Here is a 22,208-nt window from a genome sequence, read left to right as displayed (position 1 = left end):
ATAGGAGAGGTAGATTCGATTAAAAAATGTGAGTGGAGAACTTTTGATTGGAAATTTGGTGAGGTTGAAGAGCTTAAGCTTCCTCTTTTGAAATGTATAGTTTACATTAGTCTGATTATTCCATGGCTAATGAAACTTAAATACGGACTCATCCTTTTTGTCGCACTTTCATTGACTTCTTGCGAAAGTTGGCTACAAGACATAGGAATAAAAGACATTCAGAAGTTTGAAGGTCCTTGTACGATAGTTTTAGCCAATGGAGGAGGAGTGGTAGAAACTAATCACACGATTGAAGTTTCTATTAGAACAGAGACCTTGACTTATCGAGATGATGATGATAAAATTTGGTCTTTGGAAAAAGATGAATACGAAAGCTATTCCTGCCCTTAGAAAAAAAATACATAAAAAAAGCAGCCCGAAGGCTGCTTTAATATTTTAGTGAGCAACTGCTACTTCTGGTTTTTTACCTTTTTGCCAGAAGAAGAGAATTACAAATGCCACGATCAAAATCATTGGGAAAGTCATCATGGTAGATAGAGTTGCTTGACCTGCAGCCAAATCTAGTTCAGTGCCTGTTAGTCCCAAAGCCTTTTGCTCGGCAATGTCACTGTCAATCCAGCTTCCAATGAAAGGTTGGAAAATTGCTGTAGAGAACATACCTACACCACCGATGATTGACATACCAAGAGCTCCACTCTTAGGGATTTTTGCAGCTACAAAACCAATCATGGTTGGCCAGAAGAAAGCAACACCTAAAGCGAAGAAAATTGCAGCTACGTATGCCATAGCGCCAGTTTGAGTACTGAATAAATAGATACCTAAAGTAGAGATAATCGCGCCTGCTAATAAGACACCAGTTTGACCTAAAGCATTGGTGACAGGCCCCCCGAAGAATCTTAAAACGGCCATCAAACCAGTGGTAAGTGCCAAAATCAACATAGGCTTAGCTCCAGAGCTTTCCATGATCAAACCAGTCCATTTTTGAGGTCCGAATTCGGTAATGGCTGTCAAAGCCATGCAGCAGAAAATAAAGAAAAACAATGGGGTTAACATTCCTTTGATATTTCCAGATAGAGATGCCGCCTGCTCTTCACTTGATTGAGGGAAAGCTTTTCCTCTAAACAAAAATGCATAAATCAATGCTGGGATAGGGATCAACCAGAATTGGGACTGCCAAGAGAAACCAAGAGTTGACATCAACTCAGAAAGCAAGGCTCCTACGAAAATTCCACCTGGGAACCACATGTGGAATCTGTTTAGCATTTTATTCATTTTCTCTCCGGTATACATATCGGCAATCATTGGGTTACAAGCAGCTTCAGTACATCCGCAACCGATTCCCATCAGCAAGTTAGAGGCAAGTAATAAAACATAGCTTGATTCAGACACAAAATAGATAGCATAAAGCGTCAGGGCTGCACCTAAAAAGTGAGAAAGAAAAGCGATGTTCATGATTTTCTTTGGACCTAGGGAGTGGTATACCAACCCCCCAATAATCATAGCGATAGGGAAGCCAAAGAACCAAAGTGAATTGATAAAGCCGAGTTGTTCGGCCGAATAACCTAAGTCAGTACCAAGGGATCTCAATGTCCCGGCACTAATACTAAATGAGAATGCTGTGGTAATCAACGCAAAACAACTGGCGTTGAAAAGAGCACTGCGATTAATGGCTTGCGTCATAGAACAGGTTTTTTTGGATTAGGAATGAATTTTCGGTTGATTAAATCCGTTGAAAATATGAAAAATATTGGATTCAGGCTTTTCCGCCAATGTAAATTTTAAAAATGTTCCTATTCAATTACTAACAATGAGCCAGTTAGCTTTTCCTCAAATCCATAGGTTGGATTTCTCAAAAGTAAAACTACCACGTAGGTCCCCAATGGGACTTTTTTTCCATTGAGCATCATTCCATCCCATTGTAGGATCGGTGTCTCATAGGCTATTTCCTGAGTGTCTTCTTGGTAAATAAGAGCTCCTTGTCTATTTAAAATATACAGACTTGCTTCTGTCACTCCTTCTGATACTATTACTCCAAAATTTCTATTTGAATCTCCAATAACCATCGCATTAGGATATACTACTTGAAAATCACAAGCATCATAGGTAGTAAAAGAATCTGTAAATACGCATCCATCAATAGTCGTGACGGTCAACGAATATTCACCCACAAGTGTAGGCTTATAGGTACTTGATGTGGAAACTAGCTCATTTTCAAAATACCATTCATAGCTTTCGTAATCACCAGGATTGATGCCTTCCATGGTGTTTTTCTTTGAACAAATAGCGTAAGTGTCATCTAATTGTGGAGGTGTGAGCAAGGTGCTGGCTTCAACAGCAATTAGATTTCTACCGATCTCGCATCCCATTTGATTATAAGCTACCGCCTCATAGGTTCCTGGGTTTGTTACTTCTATTTCAAATTGTCCTAAAAACTCTGGTAATTCCTGACGGTTATTTAATGAATCGTAATAAATCCATTCCGTATTTGCTACTTCTTCCTCATCAGTTGTAAGAGTGACAACCCCAAAACTTGGTAGAGGACAGATTTTGGTAGCCGCCATATTCATTGGCACTGAGGTGATCGGGGCTACAACCTCAAACTCTACAGGATCTACCGGGCAATATCCACTTGCTAAAGGCTGGACTAGAAGAGAATAGAGTCCAACACCTGCAGGATAAAACTCAGGTGCTCTCCCCACAATATCTCCCTGATCATTAAACCATCTGATACTAGCTTCTTCGATGGAAATTCCTTGCAATTCAATTTTAAATCGGATTGGGTCGAAGCATTTGTCTATTGCCAAATAGGGAGAGAATGAAATCGATTTAGAAAAGGTGGCAGAAAACTCAATAATTTTAGGGCAAAGGTTTGCATTGTTTCCATTTCCTTCACCAAATATGGTGTATTCTCCTTCTTCAGTTAAGGTGAAGGCCTGACCGGAATTTAAGGACTCTTCTGTTCCGTCTGGATAAGTAAGTGTAAAACTGATATCTTGATCTGTATCGGGTTCTAAAACAAAAGTCTCACAGATGTTTAATTCGGCTGGGACAGTGAAGTTAACCTGAGGAGCATCTCCGATCTCTATTTCTTCAATGGGATAGGTACATCCATCGATATTTATTTCAAGTAAATAACTTCCGTCTTTCAATTCTACTTGAAACTCTCCATTGGCGGGTATTTCACCAGAATCTGTCAATCCTCTGCCTTTTTCAAGAATTCTATAGGTGCCATTTGAAATAGGAATACCAAATTGGACATTGACATTGCCTGATACCACACCATTTGGAGAACAGGTCTCATCAGTTGTAGTGATCGTAGGTGGTGTTTGGCTAGGAGGATTGGAGGATGTTGGAGGATTTTTAGAATCTAGTTGAACCAGAGTTGTTGTCTGACACCCCGCTTTTTCAATTACCACCGAATATACCTTTGGCTCTAAATCAGGAAAGGATATGGACTGCCCTGAACTTAATGAACCTTGAGTATAGTTTAATTCAGGGATATATAAAGCATCAACATCGGTACTCAAGGTAATATCAAAAGCCCCATTAGTAAGAACACAATCATCCGGTTGTTCTGTGATGCTGATAGTTGCTTGAGGAGATTCCAATAATTCAAAGCCCACAAATCTCTCTGAAATACAATCAGGATATTCTTCGGAAGTTGTTTGAAAAGTAACAATATAAAGTCCAGGGCCACTTAGGTCTTCTGATTCAAATTCAATTTCGAATCCTTGGCCTGCAAGTTCCCTTGCACCGGTAAATCCTTTTTGGATAAACCAGTCCCCTGTAAGTGGTGTGTCTAACCCTACTTCGATGGTTCCTCCTTCACAAAAAGTAGTGGATGATAGTTCAATCTCGAAATCAATAGGGGGACCGACAAAAGTAGATCCAGTGATTAAACAAGACTGAGCCCCATTTGCTCCTGTTCTATAAAGCTCGACTAAATGGTATCCTGCACTATAGGTGAGATATTCATTTCCAGTTCCCAAAAGGTTGCCATCGATATCTTTCCATTCTATGGTGAACTCTGATATATCACTACTTGATGGATCAAGTGCGGTGAGAACAGTTGCAGATCCAGCACAAAGTAGATAGTCAGGGAGCAAAGCTAGTTGAGGCCCTTTTTGAACTTCAACTGATTTCGATTCTTGGTAGTAATTAAAATTTGTTCCTCTCCTAACTTGAAGTGCAATGGTATAAGTGCCTATTTCAGAAAACACAACTTGAATCGTTTCTAGTTGCTCTCCTCCACTTCTAGTCAAAATTACCTCTCCAGCAGGGTTGGTAACAGTCCAATCATACACATCACCGACATCACCTCCCGCGCTATAGGTTCCAACTACTTGGCCAAATACAACACAAAGAGCGTCCGGACCAACAATTTTGGGTTCAGCAAATTCAGTGGAAACATGGGGGATCATGCTTTCTTTTGTGACTTCACTTTTTCCTGCTTTACTTACTAATGCAGAAAGTGAAATCAAGATGACGAATATCCCAATCTTCCAATTTGGAAATTGAGCCTTTTCAGACAAGGGTGTTAAGTTTTTGGGTGCAAGACAAAAATACTGCCTTTTGATCGAAGAATTACTTTTTTGAGAATTTTTGCAAAAAATATTCCAACATTATTGAACCTATATTACTCAACCACCAAAAGTGACCCTAGGTATTCTTCTTGTATGTTTTTTTCAATATTCCTGTAATTCACCCTAAAAGAGTACGCTCCATTGGGTACTTTTTCCCCATTAAAAGTGCCATCCCATACACAGGTTGACTCTTCATTAATCAGGTCCGTGTTTTTACAATGAAAAATCAATTCTCCCCATTGGTTGAAAATCCATAGTTCTAGCTCATCGACCAGATAGTTAGTATAAATTAAAAATGGTTTGTCAGGATTGTTTGGAGTTAGTGCTGTTGGAAATACAACTTTCAATTCGCATTCTTCCAAAGTAGAAAAAGTTGCCTCATAAGCACATCCTTCTAAACTATAAACAACCAGTTGGTAGTTGCCAACTTGTTGTGGTTTGAAAATTGGATTTTCAGAAACTAGTTGTCCTTCAAAATACCACTCATAGCTTGCAAAATCGCCGGGGTCAATATTTGGACCAATTTCATATCTAGGACAAATCTGATAGCTCTCCTCTACAATTGGTCTTACGTCATCTTGGCTTCTCAAGATAATAACCTGATCTGTTCCGACTAGACATGGGATGAAATTAAAAGCTCTTGCTTCATAGGTTCCTTCTTCAATAGCTAAAATCTCAGTCTGATCATTAAAATTTGTGAGTTGAGTTTGATTTCCGTTTAGGTCAGTAAACCACCATTCAATACTCGTGACTTGATCAAGATCTGTGTTTAATGTGATAATTGCTGAATCTGCATCAGGGCAAAGAGGTTCAGGATCCAAGCTGACTTCTACTTCAAAAATAGGAGGGTCTTCTGTAAACTCTTTAGGTAAATATGGGCAAGCCTCAGAGTTTTTTGGTTGAACTTCCAATGAATAGGTTCCTGCTCCGGGCAGGGTTAAGAACTCTTCTTCACCTATGATGCCTCCATTGGAATCTCTCCATGTAAATAAGACATCATCAGGACTGTAATTTTCTAATTCGGCTTGATATATTCTGCTGCCATCACAAAAGGCTTCCGAGAGTACAGGATTGAAGATCACTGGTTCGACTAAAGTAACTACAATCTCTTTTTGTTCTGGGCAAAAAGGAGTAGGAGAGTCTTGATCAAAGGCTAAGAAAGTATAAGTGCCCTCCTGATCCAAGATGAAACTATCCCCACTGACTCCTTCCAAAATTTCTCCTGATGGAGATGTGACAAAGAAGTTTAAACCGTCTTCTGTTTCAGGAATTAAAGCAAATGATTGACAGACTGAAATTTCACTTGGGATGTCAAAGAGAACTTTATCTGGGACGAGGTTCAATTGAATACTCGACCTTCCTAATTCGCAGTTTTTATTGATCGCAGGTATGATACTGTAAACTGAAGCTTCATAAGTTCCTCCAATCCTTGTCGTTATTTCCCATAAATCGTCATACTCGGACAATTCAATTATTTCGCCATCTTCATCAAATCTCCGCCATCTTACATCAGTAACAGCCTCAGGAAATGTAGTCTCCAGATTTACTATAGCCTCTGGCCCAAATTCACAAAGTTTGGTAGAGGTTAAGGTCGCATCTACAGAAAGGACCGGGTCTGTGATTTCAAATTCTAGTGGAGGATTAGGACAGCTTGAACTATTTGCTGGTTGGACATCCAGTTTGAAAGTTCCGGTCCCAATAGGGTTCAAGTATTGGTTTGTCCCTACAATATCCCCGTCGTTATTGTACCAGGTGAAAATAACCGCAGTCGAATCTCTATCGTATATCTCTGCTTTGTAGGTTTTGTTTCCTAGGCAGTCTTCTTCTGTTTGGACTACTTCAAATTCAACAGGGTCTACCAGAGTGACATTAAAGATTTTAGAAACTGGGCAGAAATCACTTTGTTCAGGCAATCGACCAATCATTTTGTATTCCCCATCTTCAGTAATGGTGAAAAAGTCCCCAGCAAGAATCGTTTGGGAATTATTATTTGGATCTATTAATTCAAATTCTAAAGCTTGGTTGGTTTGAGGATAAAGATCAAATGTCTGACAAATCGCTAAACTCTTAGGAATAGAATAATTAACCAATCCTTTGGAAGGGATTTCTATTGGTTGCTTGGCTGGAAAGGAGCATGAGTCCAGATTATTTAATTCGAAAATAAAGCTTCCTCCTCTTATTTGGACATCGATTGTAGATTGCCCCGTAAAAGACTCTTGCTGAATTAATTCACCTTTTTCTCCTAAGATTTTGTAATAACCGTCCATGGGTCCATTAGTCAAATTGACCTTGAAACTTCCGTCAAGCTTTCCGTCCGTGGTACAAGTTTCTCCTATTTGGTCTGTAATAGTGAACTCTAAATCTGGTGGTAGATCTATAATTGGGACAATGGCTCCGTATGAATTTCCGCAATTTCCTAAAACGGCTATTAATTGATAAGCCCCGGAAACTAGACCTGGTATAGTATATTGATCCCCAGGAGCCAATGGGGGAGTTTGGAATGTAGTTTCCTCAACGTATATATAATCAATCGGAGTAATTGCCTCAATAGTAACTCCACCATCATTGGCATTACAATCACTCGCTCCAATTGGATCCAGGATTTTAAAGTCTGGAATTTGATTGTATGTAAAAGGAGCTGAAACTAAAATTTGACAACCAGATGAGTCTTCAGTAATGACTTCAAATATTACTTCATAATCTCCATAACCTGAAGTCAAGGTATTTGAGTGAATATTGATTTCGGAACCAGTACCAATTAGATTCTCAGTGGATTCTCCAGCCTTCTTTAAATACCAGTTTCCTAAAGTTTCTGGTTCTGATTGTAATGAAATGGATTGGTTGGTACATATGGCATCTGTTGACGCAGATACTGTAATGTCCGAAGAGGATGAAACCTGCGTATAAAGTGAAGTACTACATTCTATACTTCCCTGACTATTGATTGTGTAGATATCAACATAATATTCTCCAATTTGAGAAATAGAAAGCAGATTTTCTGTCCCTAGAGTGTCACCATTAGCATTTTTCCATGCAAAGTTATAGATGTCGAAATTGGGAGATTGAGAATCTATCGCCTGAAGAGATATTGAATCATTTTCACAAAGTGTATAGTTGAGATTTAAACTTGGAGTTGGACGGTCCTGTACCAATACCTCCAATGTTTGAGTAGGAAAAGATAATAACCCTCTCGTTACGGTTAGTTCAACCCTATGGGTTCCTCTTAAATTAAAAGTATAGCTGATTGTTTCAAATAATCCGCCAGCATTTGGCTTAGTGAAAATCAGGCTATTGTCTGGGCCATAAATATTCCAGGTGTAAGTGTCGATTTCCGGATTTCCTCCTCCAGAAAATGTCCCGATTATACTTTGTCCTCCAATAGCATAGCAAAGTATTTCTGGCCCTGTAAGGTTTGGCTCATCTTGGGTGATTTGCAAAGAAATGGCTTCAATTTGAGCCTTCTTTGTATTGATGGTAGGGTATGGGAAAATCCTTTGCAGTATTAAAATGAAAACTACTGCCAAGAACAAGGAAAAAAATATTTTCTTGGGGACTATTTTCATTTATGTTCTTTTTACCCTCATAAATCTACCAAAATACTTAGGTATCAAAAAATAAAGCTCCTCAATATCATTAAATTGAGGAGCTTTTTGGTCAGTTTATCGGATAAATACCCAATCCCTTTTCGAACTTAACGATTCAGAGAACTCATAGCCTTCCTCATTAAAAGTTTTCAATTGCTCTGGGTCAGTTATTTTATTCTTAATGGCATAGTTTGTCATCATCCCTCTCGCTTGTTTCGCAAAGAAACCAACCACTTGGTATTTGTCATTTCGATGCTCCTTGAAATGGATGGTAATCACAGGAGACTTCAAGGTTTTAAGGTCAACTGCCTTAAAATATTCTTGTGAAGCCAAATTGATGATGGGTTTCTTTGCTGCAACAGTATCGATTGCTTTCGCTATTTTCTTATCCCAATATTCATATAGGTTTTTGCCTTTTTTGGTTTCCAGTTTTATTCCCATCTCAAGGCGGTAAGGCTGAATCAAATCCAAAGGCTTTAATAATCCATATAGACCTGAAAGGATTCTCAAATGATCCTGTGCAAATGCAAAGTCCTCATCAGAGTAATTATCTACATCAATTTTAGTATAAACATCTCCTTTGAAAGCCAGAAGCGCTTGCTTGGAGTTGTCAAAATTGAATTCTTTTTGAAATGTCTTATATCTCTCCTCATTGAGATTGGCAAGATTGTCACTGATGTGCATCAGCTTGGCGATGTCAGCTGCTGACTTTTTCTTCATCACTGAAACTAAAGCCTTGACATCAGTAGTGAAATCTGGTTGAGTGAATTCTTGAATTGGAGGAGTGCTGTAATCTAGTGTTTTAGCTGGGGAAATTAAGATTAACATTATTGAATGATGGTGATTGCTTTGGTAACTTGTTCGGTTTTATTTTGATCTCTACTGATAAACTTCACAACGACCGCATATGTTCCATTTGGTACAGTTTTTCCATTGACTATTCCATCCCAAGGGCAGAATGGCTGTGCTGGTTCTAGATTTTCATGGTCACAATGAAAAATCAATTCTCCCCATCGATTGAAAATAAAGACTTCAGCAAAATCAATATATTCATTTGCATACAGGATAAAGTTTCGATTTGGATCATTTAAAACAACTCCGTTCGGGAAAATGATTTTCAAAGAACAGTCTTCTAATACCTCAATGAACTCGGTATATGAGCACCCTAAATTATCCGAAACTGTCAATTCATAGGTTCCAGGTAGAGTAGGAGTAAATATTGCATCTTGCGAAACTTCTTCACCATTCAAAACCCAAGAATAATTATCGTATTCTCCTGGATCTATACTTTGCGTTACTCCTTCAATCGCACAAATAGTGAATTCGGTTGGAACTACAGGTGGAACAATCACAGATTTGGCAACAATTCCGGAGGCTCTTCCTAAATCACATCCAGCAGCGCTTCTCAGTAATACCTCATAAGTACCTTCGACATTAGTTTCAATGATTGGCATATCATCATATTGGAAGGCTCTTGTTCTTGTACCTGCTGAAACAGTGTACCATTCGATATTTGCCACATCGCTTAAATCTGCAATAACTGTCAAAGTTGTGCTGGTCTGGTCCACGCAGAAAGGCATCACATCCAATTCTACTTCTACAGATAAACTTCGAATCTCTGCAGTAAAATCAATTGGAGCTGTTTGACATAAGCCACCGGCTTGAGGCTGTACCTCCAAACTATAATCCCCATCTCTTGGTGGAACAAAGCTTTGTCTTCTCCCGACAATAACTCCCAAATTATCTCTCCAGAGGAAAATCACATCTTCTGGATTCACATTGTTTAGTTGAGCTTCATAGATAATTCCTGATTGACAATCGTCGATAGGACCAACTAATGCAAAATCGATAGGTTGAGTGATGGTAGCATCAATTTCTATTTCTCTTGGACAATTTTCTCCTGTAGGATCTTCTCCTAAAAGTGTATAAATATCAGATTGGCTAATTGTGAAATTTCCATCAGCATCAGCCGATATCACGTTTCCACCCGATCCAGTCAATGTATAGGTGAGTCCATTATCAGGAGTTGGCTGGAAAGTGAAAGTTTCGCAGGCCGTAAACGAGGTAGGAGCAGAGAAATTTACTTGGAACTTTTGTGCTATAGTATGGATGTCAGGGTCTGGAATATTACAGTTGCTTGGATCGATAATCTCTACAGAATAATCCCCGTAAGGTACCGGAATTTCTATCATGGATACTCCCGAAATGGATCCGGAAAATAATTGACCGTCACCTTGTCTTGTAATTTCGTATGTTGCTGTGACAGGAGTACCACTGGTAAATGTGATCGTTATTAAACCATTTTCAACTCCATTTATACTACATGTTTCGTCCGTTGTGGAGACTGTAAATTCATAGCCAATTGGAGGATTGCTGTTCTCAATATTCACAGTTCCTATATAGGTACAGCCGAAATCATTCACAGCTTCGATTGTGTAAACTCCAGGTAAAACATTTGAAACTGGAATGACATCTCCTGCTGAAACATTTGAAAAAACTTCTCCAGTTTCTTGAATAGTTACTGTGGAGGCATTTGCCTGCATTGTAATTTCAAAGGATCCATCAGCTGTGTTACAGTCAGTCGCTGGAGTTGTTTGAATTGCCGTAAGCAGTGGAATTTCATTGACAATCAAATCAACCTTTTTCTCTACCACACATCCTTCTAGAATCGGATCTTCTGTCACAAAAATAATTTCATAATCACCAGCACTTGGAAGGGTAGTCACTGTCAATTCCAATTCAAAATACTCACCCAAAGAAACTCTATTTCCGTCTTCATTTAGTTCGTAGAACCATTCTCCGGAAATTGGAGTGTCAGGGGCAAAAGTGACTACAGTTTCCTCGTAACAAACCTCTTGAGCATCCTGATTGATGTCAAATTCGAAGGCTGGGCCTACAAATACTTCTGCTTCGGATGGACAGGTTTCATAGAGGAGTGCCTCCTCTTCAGAAAGCCCTTCTGGTAATCTGTAAGAAACAGAGACTGTATAAATGCTTTCCTCATCCACTGTGATGGAGTTTGAGTTTTCATCTCCAAAAACTTGTCCGGCGGCATTGGTCCATAGAAAATCATATAGACCCTCCGCAGGATCGTATCCATCTATTGCTGTAAGAGTTACAGGGCTTCCAGAACAAAGTGTAGCATCTGATTCCAAAGTCAAAACAGGAGGTGCATCCACCTGGATTTCCATGCTGTCATAGAAATAGTTTTCTGTTGCGCAGCGAGTCACATCTAATTCGACTGTATAAGTTCCAGGTTCGTCAAATACTTGATCCAAGGTCTGGAATTGATCTCCAGGTCCTCCATAATTATCCAAAATCACTGTACCATCGTCTCTTGTAATAGTCCAGAAATAAGAGTCAATATCAGCCTCTCCACCACCTTCTAAAGTTGCTGTTGCTCCTTCTACTGGATCAAGGCAAAGCCTTTCAGGTCCTAAGAGAGATGGTTCTGGAATTGAACTTCCACTATTTTGAACGAAACTTGGTAACCCTAGATTGGTGGTTCCTGGCATAGGTTCCACCGCATCCATGTTGAAGGTGCTATTAGAGTCACATCCTGATCCAACTGAGATTTGACCGATTTGATTGGAGCCAACTACAGCCACATAAATATTTCCGTCAGGCCCTATTTGCAAAGCTCCAAGATCCATTCCTCCAGTTTGACTGATTGCATGTCGAGTAGAAATGATACAGGATTCTCGTTGCGCTCGAGTTGAAGCGCCATCAAAGCAGGCAGGACAAGTGGCGGCATCTGGATCGTCGTTTTCTACAGGTTTGACGGCAAATTCTTCAATTCCTGGTCCTCCATTTCTGTAGGAAACAAAGACTTTTTCTCCACTATCTGAAAACTCTAAACCATATACATCTCCATCACAACCTAGGTCAATTCTGGCATATTCTGTCATTTCGCCCGTTTCAGCGTCGAAGTCAAAAATCTCCAGCTTATTACAGCCTCCTTCAGAAATCGTGACTGCAACCTGAGACCCGTCTGGACTGAATTTCATGGCTCCAACCCCGGAGTTGAATCCATGGTTACTACCTACTGAACTCATGACGGGTTGACCAATACCTTCAGATGATACTGGATAGGCCCGGAAAGTATTATTCCCTAATTCATGGAAAAGTACCCATGTGGTATCTCCATCCGAAAATGCTGCGGATTGTTCAGTAGATGGGCTAAACAAGAAATTGTCTTTGGTGACTACATTTCCAACTCCCTCAGGGTTGTCAGATTTGATGTCCACCAAAGAGAATTTTACCTGATTACTTCCATTTGCGCTTTGCTGAGTCGTAAAAAGATAAAAGAGGGTTTGCTCCTGAGGTACTGCTACAGCAATGACACTTTGACTAGAGCTATTGTCCCCACCAATGGAGTCTCCATTTTCCATGAGATCTCCGTTTAAATCCCAGACAGAGGCGCCATCCGTGAAGAACAAAACCTGTCCTGCCTGATCTGAGATTGTAGTTGTGCCGGCTGGTATATTTTGAGGGTGCCGTTCGGCAATGGGTCTAGGTGTTGGTGCGTCTGGATTATCTGGATCGGGATTAAAATCCAGCCCAGCTCCATCGCCAAAGTACCAGATATTGTTACTTTGGTCCTCCAGATCCCAGACTTTGACTCGGATTTCTGCATAGGCATAGCATTCCGAGTCCGGCTCTCTTACTAAAACCCAATACAAACCTGGAAGACATACCGTGTTTTCCTGACGTGTTCCCCATCCTTCTTCACGGTAGTTGGACCAGAAATATTCGTATTGATCACCTCCACCACTTGGAGGAGCTTCTCCCCCTGTTTCACCGGTGGAATTTTGTGCTTGAAGCAATGCTGCAATATCCACACATTGTCCTTCACAAATTGTAGTGTCTGAAGGATTGAAGTTCGCTTCTAAATTGTTTTCAGTCAGGGGAATAGTTTTGGTGACAGGCACAGATGTGGATCCGTCAGCATAGGTTACTGTAAGAGTTACCGTGACACTTTGCCCTTCAGTAGCATCTGCGGGGATCAGGAAATGCTCTTGTTCGTAATCAGCATCTAGAGGATTGCCATCGGAGTCTGTCAAAGGAGGATCAAATTCCCAATTGAACGAAACAGGTTGATAATTTTCTGGTGTGATTTCACTAGTCAACTGTACCGGATTATTTGAACAAGGCATTTCCGGTTGCCAAGTGAAGTCTACTGTTGCAGCGACATCTGCATTGGGTGCAAATGTGGGAAAAATGGTTCCGCAAAAATCAGTTCCATTAAATGGATCGATTTCAACTTCAATCAACGTTAAATCCGGTTCATTTGGGTTGCTGACTCTTCCAATCAATTGAGGTCCTCCATCTACTTCTTCATAGATAAAATAAAGCTCTCCATCTGGTCCGACTTTTAAATCATATACTGTTGATGGCTGAGGATCTAGAGGTATTTCCTCAGGAGTTGCAGAAAGGTCTGAAGAAGGAACCCTGAACAATTGATTTCCCCTTGAGAAATAAACATAGCTGCCGTCTTCAGAAAAGGCCGCCCCTTCAATTGGCTCGGTTCCTCCGGATTGAGAAATGGAGGTAGAAGATCCAAAATTACCACTACTAGTATTGAAATCAACAACGACGATATCATCTCCGGCATTTTCAGGAATTAGGATCAATTGTCCTTTTTCTTCGTCAAAAATGATTGCTTTTGGAGTAAAAGGAATGCCTTGACTGTCTGTTTGGGTGAAATCTCCAGCAGTATCGCCAAGTCTTCGAGAAATAAGATTCCCTCCGTCGAAGCTGATTAAATAGGAGGGCGAAGATGGTGATTTGACTACGAGAATTGCACCTTGTGCATTTCCGATTTGCTGGTCTTGTTCGGTGATTTCTCCCAATGGGCGCTCATTTCCAGTTGCTTGACCGGGAGCATTCATGTCGATCAATGTGTATAATAATTGACCTCCTGGTGAAACATAAAATAAGTAGAACAACTTATTTCCTTCTGGTTCATATTCCAAAAAACCTGTTGCGACTTGCTGTCTGGTGTCAATTGGTCCATTGAGATTTCCTACCTGCCCTTGAATCGGAGCTCCACTGTAATCATATACGATTGAACCATTGGAATAAAAGAATGGCTGCCCAGTAATTGGGTCTATTGCCAGCGAGTTGCTGAATTTGTCAACAATTACTGATCCGGGGAGAGTTTGAACAGTTGGATTAGTTCCTTTACCAAAGGATAAATAATTGTTTTCTGTGCTTCCACCACAATAGCCAAAAATCCATTCATTGTCGTTGTACCCCTGTGCTTTAGCTGTATTTTCATTTAAAGTGCAACAAAGCAGGGTCAAAAACGCTAAAAAAAGGTGTATATGTATGGAATGCGGCTTGCTTTTCATATTTTTCGAACTGCTTTCTAAAACAACCGAAACGTAGTTTCGTTTTAAAAAGCGACTGAATATTCAAATAAACGAACAAATACTTGTTACGGTCTTCATTGTCTATTGTTTTTTTTGGGTGCTTGGCATTTTTGCTGAGTCTTTCTGCCTATGCCCAAGATCCGCAATATAGCCAATATTATGCAGCCCCACTTTACCTAAATCCTGCCATGGCTGGAGGAGAGTTAACTGGTAGGGTAGGCTTCAATTACAGAAATCAATGGCCAAGCATTGACGCTCAGTTTACTACCTTCTCGGCCTATTATGATACCTACCTGCCGGATTACAATGCCGGAGTAGGAATTCATGTTATGCAAGATACAGAAGGGGCTGCCAAATTGAGATCAACTTCGATTTCTGGAATATTTTCTTACGAATTGAAACTGGGGGACAATTCCTATTTCAGACCAGGCTTTCAGGCAACCTATATCCGCAGACAAATCGGGTTTTATGAAAATTTGGTTTTTGCCAATCAAATTAACCCAAGCGATCCTTTTGGTCCGATTTTACCCGGAACGGATATTCCAGGCTTAGGTGATCCTGTTAGTATGCTTTCTTTGTCTTTGGGTGGTTTGTTCTTTACAGAAAATTTCTGGTTGGGACTTTCTGCACATCATGTCAATGAACCCAATCAATCTTTCATAGATGGAATCAGTCCACTGCCTGCAAAATTCTCTTTGCATGGAGGTTATAAAATCGATTTGGGACAAGGCGGATATAGAGGAGATTTTACCCATATGCGTCGACAGAGATCATTAACTCCAACCTTCAATTACAAAAGACAAGGTCCTTTCGAGCAGCTTGATGTAGGTGCCTATTTCAATGTGGAACCAATGGTTTTTGGACTTTGGTATAGAGGGTTACCGTATAAACCTGTCAATGAGCAAAGCAACAGAGATGCCATTGTGATGATGGTGGGGGTGAATCTCTTGAGTGGGTTAAATATTGGATATAGCTTCGATTATACCGTTTCTCAATTGGGAATTCAGTCAGGGGGCGCTCATGAGTTGAGTCTATCATGGACCCTTCCAAACAAATATCAAGGCAAACCTTCAAGAAGGGATACAATATTGCCTTGTCCTAAATTCTAAAATATTTGATGAGCCCAGAACTATTAAAGAACCTCTTGTTGGGAGTGGTGGTGTTTGGCTTTTTGGTGGATAAAATTTTGAGCTACCGGAATGTCAAAAGACCTGTTCCAGCTATCCCGGATACTTTATCTGACCATTTAAATCAGGATGAACTCTTGAAATCAAAAGCCTATCAAACTGAGAATTATAAGTTTGGACTTTTCTCGGGCCTGTTTTCATTTGCATTGAGTATTCTTTTGATTTGGTTCGGGTGGTTTGGAGCTATTGATGCTTGGGTCGGAAGTTTTGTAGATAATTCCATGATTCAATCTTTGATTTTCTTTGGGGTCATCTTTGTAGGGGCTGATTTGTTGAGCTTGCCATTTGATTATTATTCCACTTTTGTGATTGAGGAAAAATATGGTTTTAACAAAACCTCAATTGGTACTTTTTTCGGTGATAAAATCAAAGGATATCTTCTTTCCATCATCATAGGTGGAGGCCTTCTATTGTTGTTTTTGTGGCTAATCGATCAAATGGGGAAAGAGTTTTGGTGGATTTTTTGGATTTTTGCTGCAGGATTTATGGTTTTGGTCAATTTCTTCTATACTGCCTGGATTCTACCTCTTTTCAATAAATTGACTCCGTTAGAAGATGGAGAATTGAAAAGCAAAATCATGGATTACGCCAAATCTGTTTCCTTTCCACTAGATAATGTTTTTGTCATGGATGGAAGCAAAAGATCTTCGAAGGCCAATGCTTTTTTCTCTGGTTTTGGAAAGAGAAAGAAAGTGGTGCTTTATGATACTTTGATTGAGCAGCATACTCAAGAAGAATTGGTGGCTGTTTTGGCTCATGAGGTTGGGCATTTTAAGAAGAAGCATATCATTTTGAGTATGGTGACATCGGTTCTTCAGGTGGGGGTGATCTTATTTCTTTTGGCTCAATTTATTTTTAGTAAAAACCTCAGTTTGGCTTTAGGGGGATCGGAATGGTCCGTACAATTGAATCTAATCGCCTTTACCATGCTATTTTCCCCAATCTCCATGATCATTGGCATTGGAATGAACGTATTGAGTAGAAAAAATGAATTTGAGGCGGATGCCTTTGCTAGAAATACTTATGCAGGAAAGCCATTGGCGGAAGCGCTGAAGACTCTTTCTGTAAAAACTCTCAGCAATATCAATCCGGATCCGGTTTATGTATTTGTCAATTACTCGCATCCTCCATTGCTGGAGAGATTGGCGAAGTTGGAAAAGTAAGGTCCATCTTTTCCAAAGATCTAAGAAGTTATTAGGGTTAGTCCATTTTGACAGCGCAAGGCTATTAAGAGTGTGAAGCTTTGAAATCCAGTTACTTTGCTTGTCCTCATGATAGTCAATTGGTTTTAAGTTTTTATTTTGACTTGACACTAAACCCTTTGATCTATGGATTTAATTTTTTTGAGAAGTTCCATTACAGGAGCTTTTATCCTTCTTCTGTTTTCTTGCCAATCTTCTACTGAAAATGACTCTTTTGAGCAGTATGGAAGTAACCAACTTCAAAAGCTTGAATATAATAACCCTGGAATGCTGGTGGATTTGGATGTTGGCTTCAAAGCTGTTCCGATGCCCATGGACTTTGATGGAGACGGAGATTTAGATCTTTTGATTTCAGAATCGGGAAGTTATGCCGAATCAGGTATTTTTTACTTCGAGAATATTTCAGGGAATGTTCCCATGCCCGTATTCCGAAGGGGAATGAAAGTTTCTTTTGAGCGTAGAAGATTGGGAGATGATGGTTCTAGATTTCAGGTTTCCAATGTCAATGGCTCGGTCCATGTTTTGACTCCTGATCGAGTAAGAGAATCCTTGCTGATCTATAAAAATGTTCCCCAAAATGTCTTTTGGGATCAAGATGAAATTGATCTGCCCGATGATGGCTATGATTATTTACACAATAAAAAAACAGAGTGGAAGTTTATTGACTTTGATGGTGATGGTATCCATGACTTGATTGCGGTTGCCACTCGAGATAGTGGGAAAAAGTACCGGGGAAAAGTAGCAAAGGCAATAGAAAATCTGGATCGACAGATTGATGGGGAAAGCCATGTTTTGTTTTTGAAGAATTCGGGTACAGATGAAGATCCTGTTTTTGGGAAGCCCCAACGTATTCTCAAAGATGACGGAACTTCCCTCGCAGAGGGACTTTCACTCATGCCAATGATGGCTGATTTTGACGGAGACGGAGATTTAGACTTTATCAGTATGGGAAAAGGGCAGGAAGAGTTTGATATCCCCTGGAATAATGATTTTTACCTCTATTTCGAAAATGCAGGATCTAAAACTGAAGCTAAGTTTAAAGAAGGGAAAGTTCTTTTGCATCAGAATCTACCCATCCAAATGGAATCTCGGGCAACTATCCACCTAACGGCGATAGACTGGGATAAGGATGGACATATTGATATGCTGGGAGGAGATGAGGATGGCAAGATTTCTTTTTTGAAAAATACAGGAAAGCTGGATAATGATATACCCCAGTTTTTGCCACCTCAATTTATTCAAGCCGAGGCAAAATATGTTGATTTTGGAGCTTTAACCACACCTAGAATTTTTGATTGGGACGGAGATGGTCTGGATGATATTCTCAGTGGAAATGGCGTTGGCCATATTGGCTTTATCAAAAATCTAGGAGGAAAATCTCCGAAATGGGATGCCCCTAAGCTTCTGGAAATTGATGGAGAACCGATTTTGTTGAGAGCTCATGAAGCTTTACCCAATACCGAGGAACCTTTATGGGGCTATTCAACCATTGCTGTAGGCTTTTGGGATGAGGATGAGTTACCAGATATTTTGGCCAATGAACATAATGGAAACATTGTTTTCATTAAGAATATAGGAACGAGAACCGAACCAAAACTAGCCAGACCGGAGCCATTGCCTGTAGAGTGGGAAGGTGATCCGCAAAAGCCTGCTTGGGTACCGGGAGTGTCAAATGGAAATGAATTACTGGCTCCTTGGAGAACCTCACCTTGGATTATGGATTACGATGGAGATGGGTTAAGCGATCTAGTTTTGATGGATTATGAAGGGTATTTATCGGTTTACCTGCGCGAGAAGAAAGATGGAAAACTTGTGTTGAAGCATCCCCAACGCAATTTTGTCTTTCCAGATGGCCAACCCATATTGTTAAATCAATTGACTGGAAAAAGCAGTGGGCGACTGAAGTTTACTTTTCATGATTGGGACGGAGATGGTCTAGAAGACCTGATTGTAGCTTCGAAACCAGCAGTAGATTGGATGAGAAATATGGGGAAAAAGGATGGGAAGACTGTTTTCGAATATATGGGCAGGGTGTTGTCCGTTACCTTGATGGGACATACTGATGGCCCAGTTGTTTCTGATTTCAACAAAGATGGTGTTCCAGATTTATTGGTTGGAACAGAAACTGGGCAGTTCTATTATTGGCAAAGGAAAAGTTGGGGTCAAACCAGTACAATGACCTCGGAAGGAAAGCAAAATCCTGCTTCTTATTCTTACTTTAAGAGGTAGGGATTTATTAATGCGCGAATTAGTGTGATTAATTACCCAAAACTAGGACACTCTAATTTTAGCATCTTTTAAATTAGGTCCTGAATATGTGAAATTGTTTTTAAGCTTTAAGAATCTGATTTCAAATAAATTATAGCTAAGGAATGCTATCAAAGTGCTAAATAAAATCACAATAATTAAATCTAGAAACCAAATGGAGGTAGGGATCATATCTCGAACTATTTGGATAATGAATATATGGTAGACATAAGTTCCGTAACTAATTTTTCCAAAAAAAGAAAGAGGTTTGGCTTCTAAAGTTTTATTGATGAGATTTTGTGGTTTTAAAAGGATTAATAAACTGATACCAAGGAAATATATTACTGAAATTAAGGTCAATTTTAGGCTAGTTATCATATGAATTTCCTTTCCATTGAAAATAATATAAACCATTGCGGTTATCCCTATTGTGGTTAAAAGGAAATAGGAGATTGGTTTTAGGAAAGTTGAACTTGTGAATTTTTTATTTCTTTCCATTAATGCTGTCAAAGCTCCTAGCGAAAGGGAATCAAAGTTTGTAAATGAGAAATAAAATGGATCATACCCTTGATTGGAAAGGATGATTCTAAAAATAAATGATCCAATCAATAAGATGAAAATGGATGTTTTAATAGATTTTTCGCTTAAGAAATAGATCAATACAGGCCATATTAAATAGAAATGTTCTTCCACAGAAAGTGACCAAAAGTGCCCTGGGCCTTCAATAGGCCAATTAAATGTTATTGGGAAGGTCTGGAAATAGGTAGCGAATACTACAATATCTTTCAAAGAGGCTACTGGATTATTAAAAATAATGGGATAAAATATATAGAAAAGGATTAGTGAAAAGTAATACAGAGGAAAAATCCTCAATGATCTTCTCAAATAGAAATTGCTGAAGTAATTTTTATCAGTCTTCGTGTTAAATAAAATTCTACTGATTAAAAATCCAGATAAAACAAAGAATAAAGTAACACCAGACTTTCCAAATGGGGTGATTTTTTCCATTAGGTGGTATGTATTGCTATTATAATCAGTCAATGCGAAAAAATGAAAAACAATAATCATCAATGCGGCAACACCTCTTACTCCATCGAGGTTTTTATAATGTCTGAGAATCATATGTTAAAATGACTTGCAAAAAGGGGTTTGAAGTGAGGTTTGGTAAAAGTTTGTCTTCGTTAAAACTTACTTGTGAAAAAACAATTAAGAACTAAGCTTGATTGTGAAAAAGGGGACTTTTCTAAACTTTTGTAAAAATAGTCTGTTTGACGAAAAGTAAATGGTTTAAAAATTAATTTTCTAATAGGAACTAGACGAAAATTTAGCCTCAATTAAATAAATGAACAAAAAAAGCATCTATTATTTAGATGCTTTTGATTCTATAAATTTGATATCCTTTTGGGTTCACAAGTGTTGAAGATGGTATTTCACTACCTTATATTTTAAAGAGTATAATACTCCTCCCAACCTTTTCTCGGAGGCATTCCCGCCAAAACTTGATTCGCTAATGGGTTGTTGGTGATTTGCTTGGTTTCTCGATCAAACTCCAATTTTAATCCAGTCCACTGTGCCATCACTCCTAAACAGAATACTTGAGAAAGTGGTCCTGCTATTTCAAAAGGAGATCTAGTCTTTTCTTCACCTTTACAAGCTTTCAAGAAGTTTGCAAAGTGATTGGAAGGGCTTTCTGGAACTTCAGGAAGCATAGATTCCATCTCCTTCGCTTTTTCCTCAGGGATAATGCTTAATGTACTTCCGTGAGAACCTCCCTTAAAGGTTAAATCTTTCCCATAAATGATTTTACCAGGGTTCAATTTTGCAGGTTGAACTTGGCCCTGATTGGTTGCAGGAATATTCGGATCTACTTCCGAAACCCCATATCCTGCAGGCACAGGAGGAATATTGTCCACACCATCATACCATGACAAAGTCAAAGCAGGCATATCTCCTCTTTCAGGGAATTTGAATTCCAGAGTGGTGGACATAGGATAAAAGAATGGATTGTGACCTTTGAGTAAAGTTGGGTTGACTTCATAAGGAAGTCCTAAATCCAAAAACTCGTGAACGGTATCCATTGTATGAGCTCCCCAATCACCTAAAGCGCCCATCCCGAAATCATACCAGCATCTCCACTGGCCATTATGGTAATCTTTGTTGTATGCGTGAGGTTCTGCCTGTGCTGTCCAAACATCCCAATCCAAGGTAGAAGGGATGGATTCCGCTGCTGGGTAAGAGGTAATGTTAGGATCCCATCCATGCCATCTTCTCGGATTGTTCATGTGTGCAGTTACAGCATAAATGTCCTTGATGATTCCGGCTTCTTTCCATGCTTTGAATTGGAAATAATTGGCCTCAGAATGTCCTTGATTCCCCATTTGGGTGGCAAGCTTTGGATATTTTTTAGCCGCCTGAATCATCAATTCAACTTCGCGGAAAGTTCTTGCCATTGGTTTTTCCACATAGACATGCTTGCCTGATTTCAAGCCCATCATGGTCACTGGGAAATGGGAGAAATCTGGTGTTGCTACGCTAATAGCTTCGAATTCATTTCCCATTTTGTCAAACATGACACGGAAGTCCTGAAAATGTTTTGCCTTTGGAAACATGTTGATTACTTCCAAAGTCTGAGGAGCCCCCATGTCCACATCACAGAGGGCTACGATATTACAAAGGCCCGTTGCAGCAAGTGCCTTGATGATTTGATTTCCTCTGTTTCCAATACCAACACAAGCTAAGTTGACTTTGTCAGATGGAGCAACATATCCCATGGGTTTACCGAGAACTGAGGGTGAGATCACTGTAAGACCTGAAAGCCCCAAGGCTGTTGTGGCACTGGTCTTTAGAAAATTTCTTCTATTCGTCTTCATATGGAGAGTTTATAGCTAATTGAAAAGGGATTAAAATGTAAGAAAATCCTAGCTAAGATTCAGTGAATCGACAATAAGCAAAAGCAAAACCAACGGAATGGATTTCGAATTGCAAAATTAATTTTGGATATATCTAAGGAAATATTCTAAAATAAATTCAA

11 protein-coding genes are annotated in these 22,208 nt (G+C 39.5%); 4 read left to right on the top strand and 7 right to left on the bottom strand.

Annotated elements, in window-relative coordinates:
• Window positions 1-129: 129 nt before the first annotated feature.
• The gene (locus BUF13_RS20530) at window positions 130-390 is read left to right on the top strand and encodes a hypothetical protein (protein WP_134204468.1); all 261 of its coding nucleotides are present in this window, start codon (window positions 130-132) and stop codon (window positions 388-390) included.
• 45 nt (window positions 391-435) lie between these two features.
• Here BUF13_RS20530 and BUF13_RS13470 read toward each other — a convergent pair whose 3' ends face one another.
• The 5 genes from BUF13_RS13470 to BUF13_RS13450 form a co-directional block, all read right to left on the bottom strand.
• The gene (locus tag BUF13_RS13470) at window positions 436-1,680 is read right to left on the bottom strand and encodes an MFS transporter (RefSeq protein WP_073572312.1); all 1,245 of its coding nucleotides are present in this window, start codon (window positions 1,678-1,680) and stop codon (window positions 436-438) included.
• A gap of 110 nt (window positions 1,681-1,790) precedes the next feature.
• Window positions 1,791-4,532 (bottom strand): hypothetical protein, encoded by a 2,742-nt coding sequence (locus tag BUF13_RS13465; protein ID WP_073572311.1) that lies wholly within the window; start codon window positions 4,530-4,532, stop codon window positions 1,791-1,793.
• Window positions 4,533-4,636: 104 nt separating this feature from the next.
• The gene (locus BUF13_RS13460) at window positions 4,637-8,146 is read right to left on the bottom strand and encodes a T9SS type B sorting domain-containing protein (protein WP_073572310.1); all 3,510 of its coding nucleotides are present in this window, start codon (window positions 8,144-8,146) and stop codon (window positions 4,637-4,639) included.
• A 96-nt stretch (window positions 8,147-8,242) separates the two neighbouring features.
• On the bottom strand, window positions 8,243-8,995 hold the full coding sequence (gene yaaA / locus BUF13_RS13455; RefSeq protein WP_073572309.1) for a peroxide stress protein YaaA: 753 nt from the start codon (window positions 8,993-8,995) through the stop codon (window positions 8,243-8,245).
• On the bottom strand, window positions 8,995-14,520 hold the full coding sequence (locus tag BUF13_RS13450) for a T9SS type B sorting domain-containing protein (protein ID WP_073572308.1): 5,526 nt from the start codon (window positions 14,518-14,520) through the stop codon (window positions 8,995-8,997). The genes yaaA and BUF13_RS13450 overlap by 1 nt, the downstream gene beginning before the upstream one ends.
• Before the next feature lie 83 nt (window positions 14,521-14,603).
• On the opposite strand from BUF13_RS13450, the gene BUF13_RS13445 reads away from it, so the two are divergent.
• The 3 genes from BUF13_RS13445 (at window position 14,604) to BUF13_RS13435 (ending at window position 19,159) form a co-directional block, all read left to right on the top strand.
• Window positions 14,604-15,650 carry a PorP/SprF family type IX secretion system membrane protein gene (locus BUF13_RS13445; protein WP_083586456.1) on the top strand — a complete coding sequence of 349 codons (1,047 nt, stop codon included), beginning with the start codon at window positions 14,604-14,606 and terminating at the stop codon, window positions 15,648-15,650.
• A gap of 8 nt (window positions 15,651-15,658) precedes the next feature.
• Entirely contained in the window at window positions 15,659-16,891 is a 1,233-nt protein-coding gene (locus BUF13_RS13440; RefSeq protein WP_073572306.1) for a M48 family metallopeptidase, read from the top strand.
• A 165-nt stretch (window positions 16,892-17,056) separates the two neighbouring features.
• Window positions 17,057-19,159, top strand: coding sequence for an FG-GAP repeat domain-containing protein (locus BUF13_RS13435; protein ID WP_073572305.1), 2,103 nt, complete (start codon window positions 17,057-17,059; stop codon window positions 19,157-19,159).
• Between the two features lie 42 nt (window positions 19,160-19,201).
• On the opposite strand, the gene BUF13_RS13430 is transcribed toward BUF13_RS13435, so the two are convergent.
• Together BUF13_RS13430 and BUF13_RS13425 are read right to left on the bottom strand one after the other, a co-directional pair.
• Window positions 19,202-20,299, bottom strand: coding sequence for an acyltransferase family protein (locus BUF13_RS13430; RefSeq protein WP_073572304.1), 1,098 nt, complete (start codon window positions 20,297-20,299; stop codon window positions 19,202-19,204).
• Between the two features lie 323 nt (window positions 20,300-20,622).
• Window positions 20,623-22,047, bottom strand: a complete 1,425-nt coding sequence (locus tag BUF13_RS13425) for a Gfo/Idh/MocA family oxidoreductase (protein ID WP_073572303.1) — start codon at window positions 22,045-22,047, stop codon at window positions 20,623-20,625.
• Between the last annotated feature and the right edge of the window lie 161 nt (window positions 22,048-22,208).

Origin of the sequence: Algoriphagus zhangzhouensis, from assembly GCF_900148515.1 — a bacterium.
Lineage (GTDB): Bacteria > Bacteroidota > Bacteroidia > Cytophagales > Cyclobacteriaceae > Algoriphagus > Algoriphagus zhangzhouensis.
Note: the sequence above shows the minus strand (reverse complement) of the source record. Positions and strands in the feature narration are given on the sequence as shown.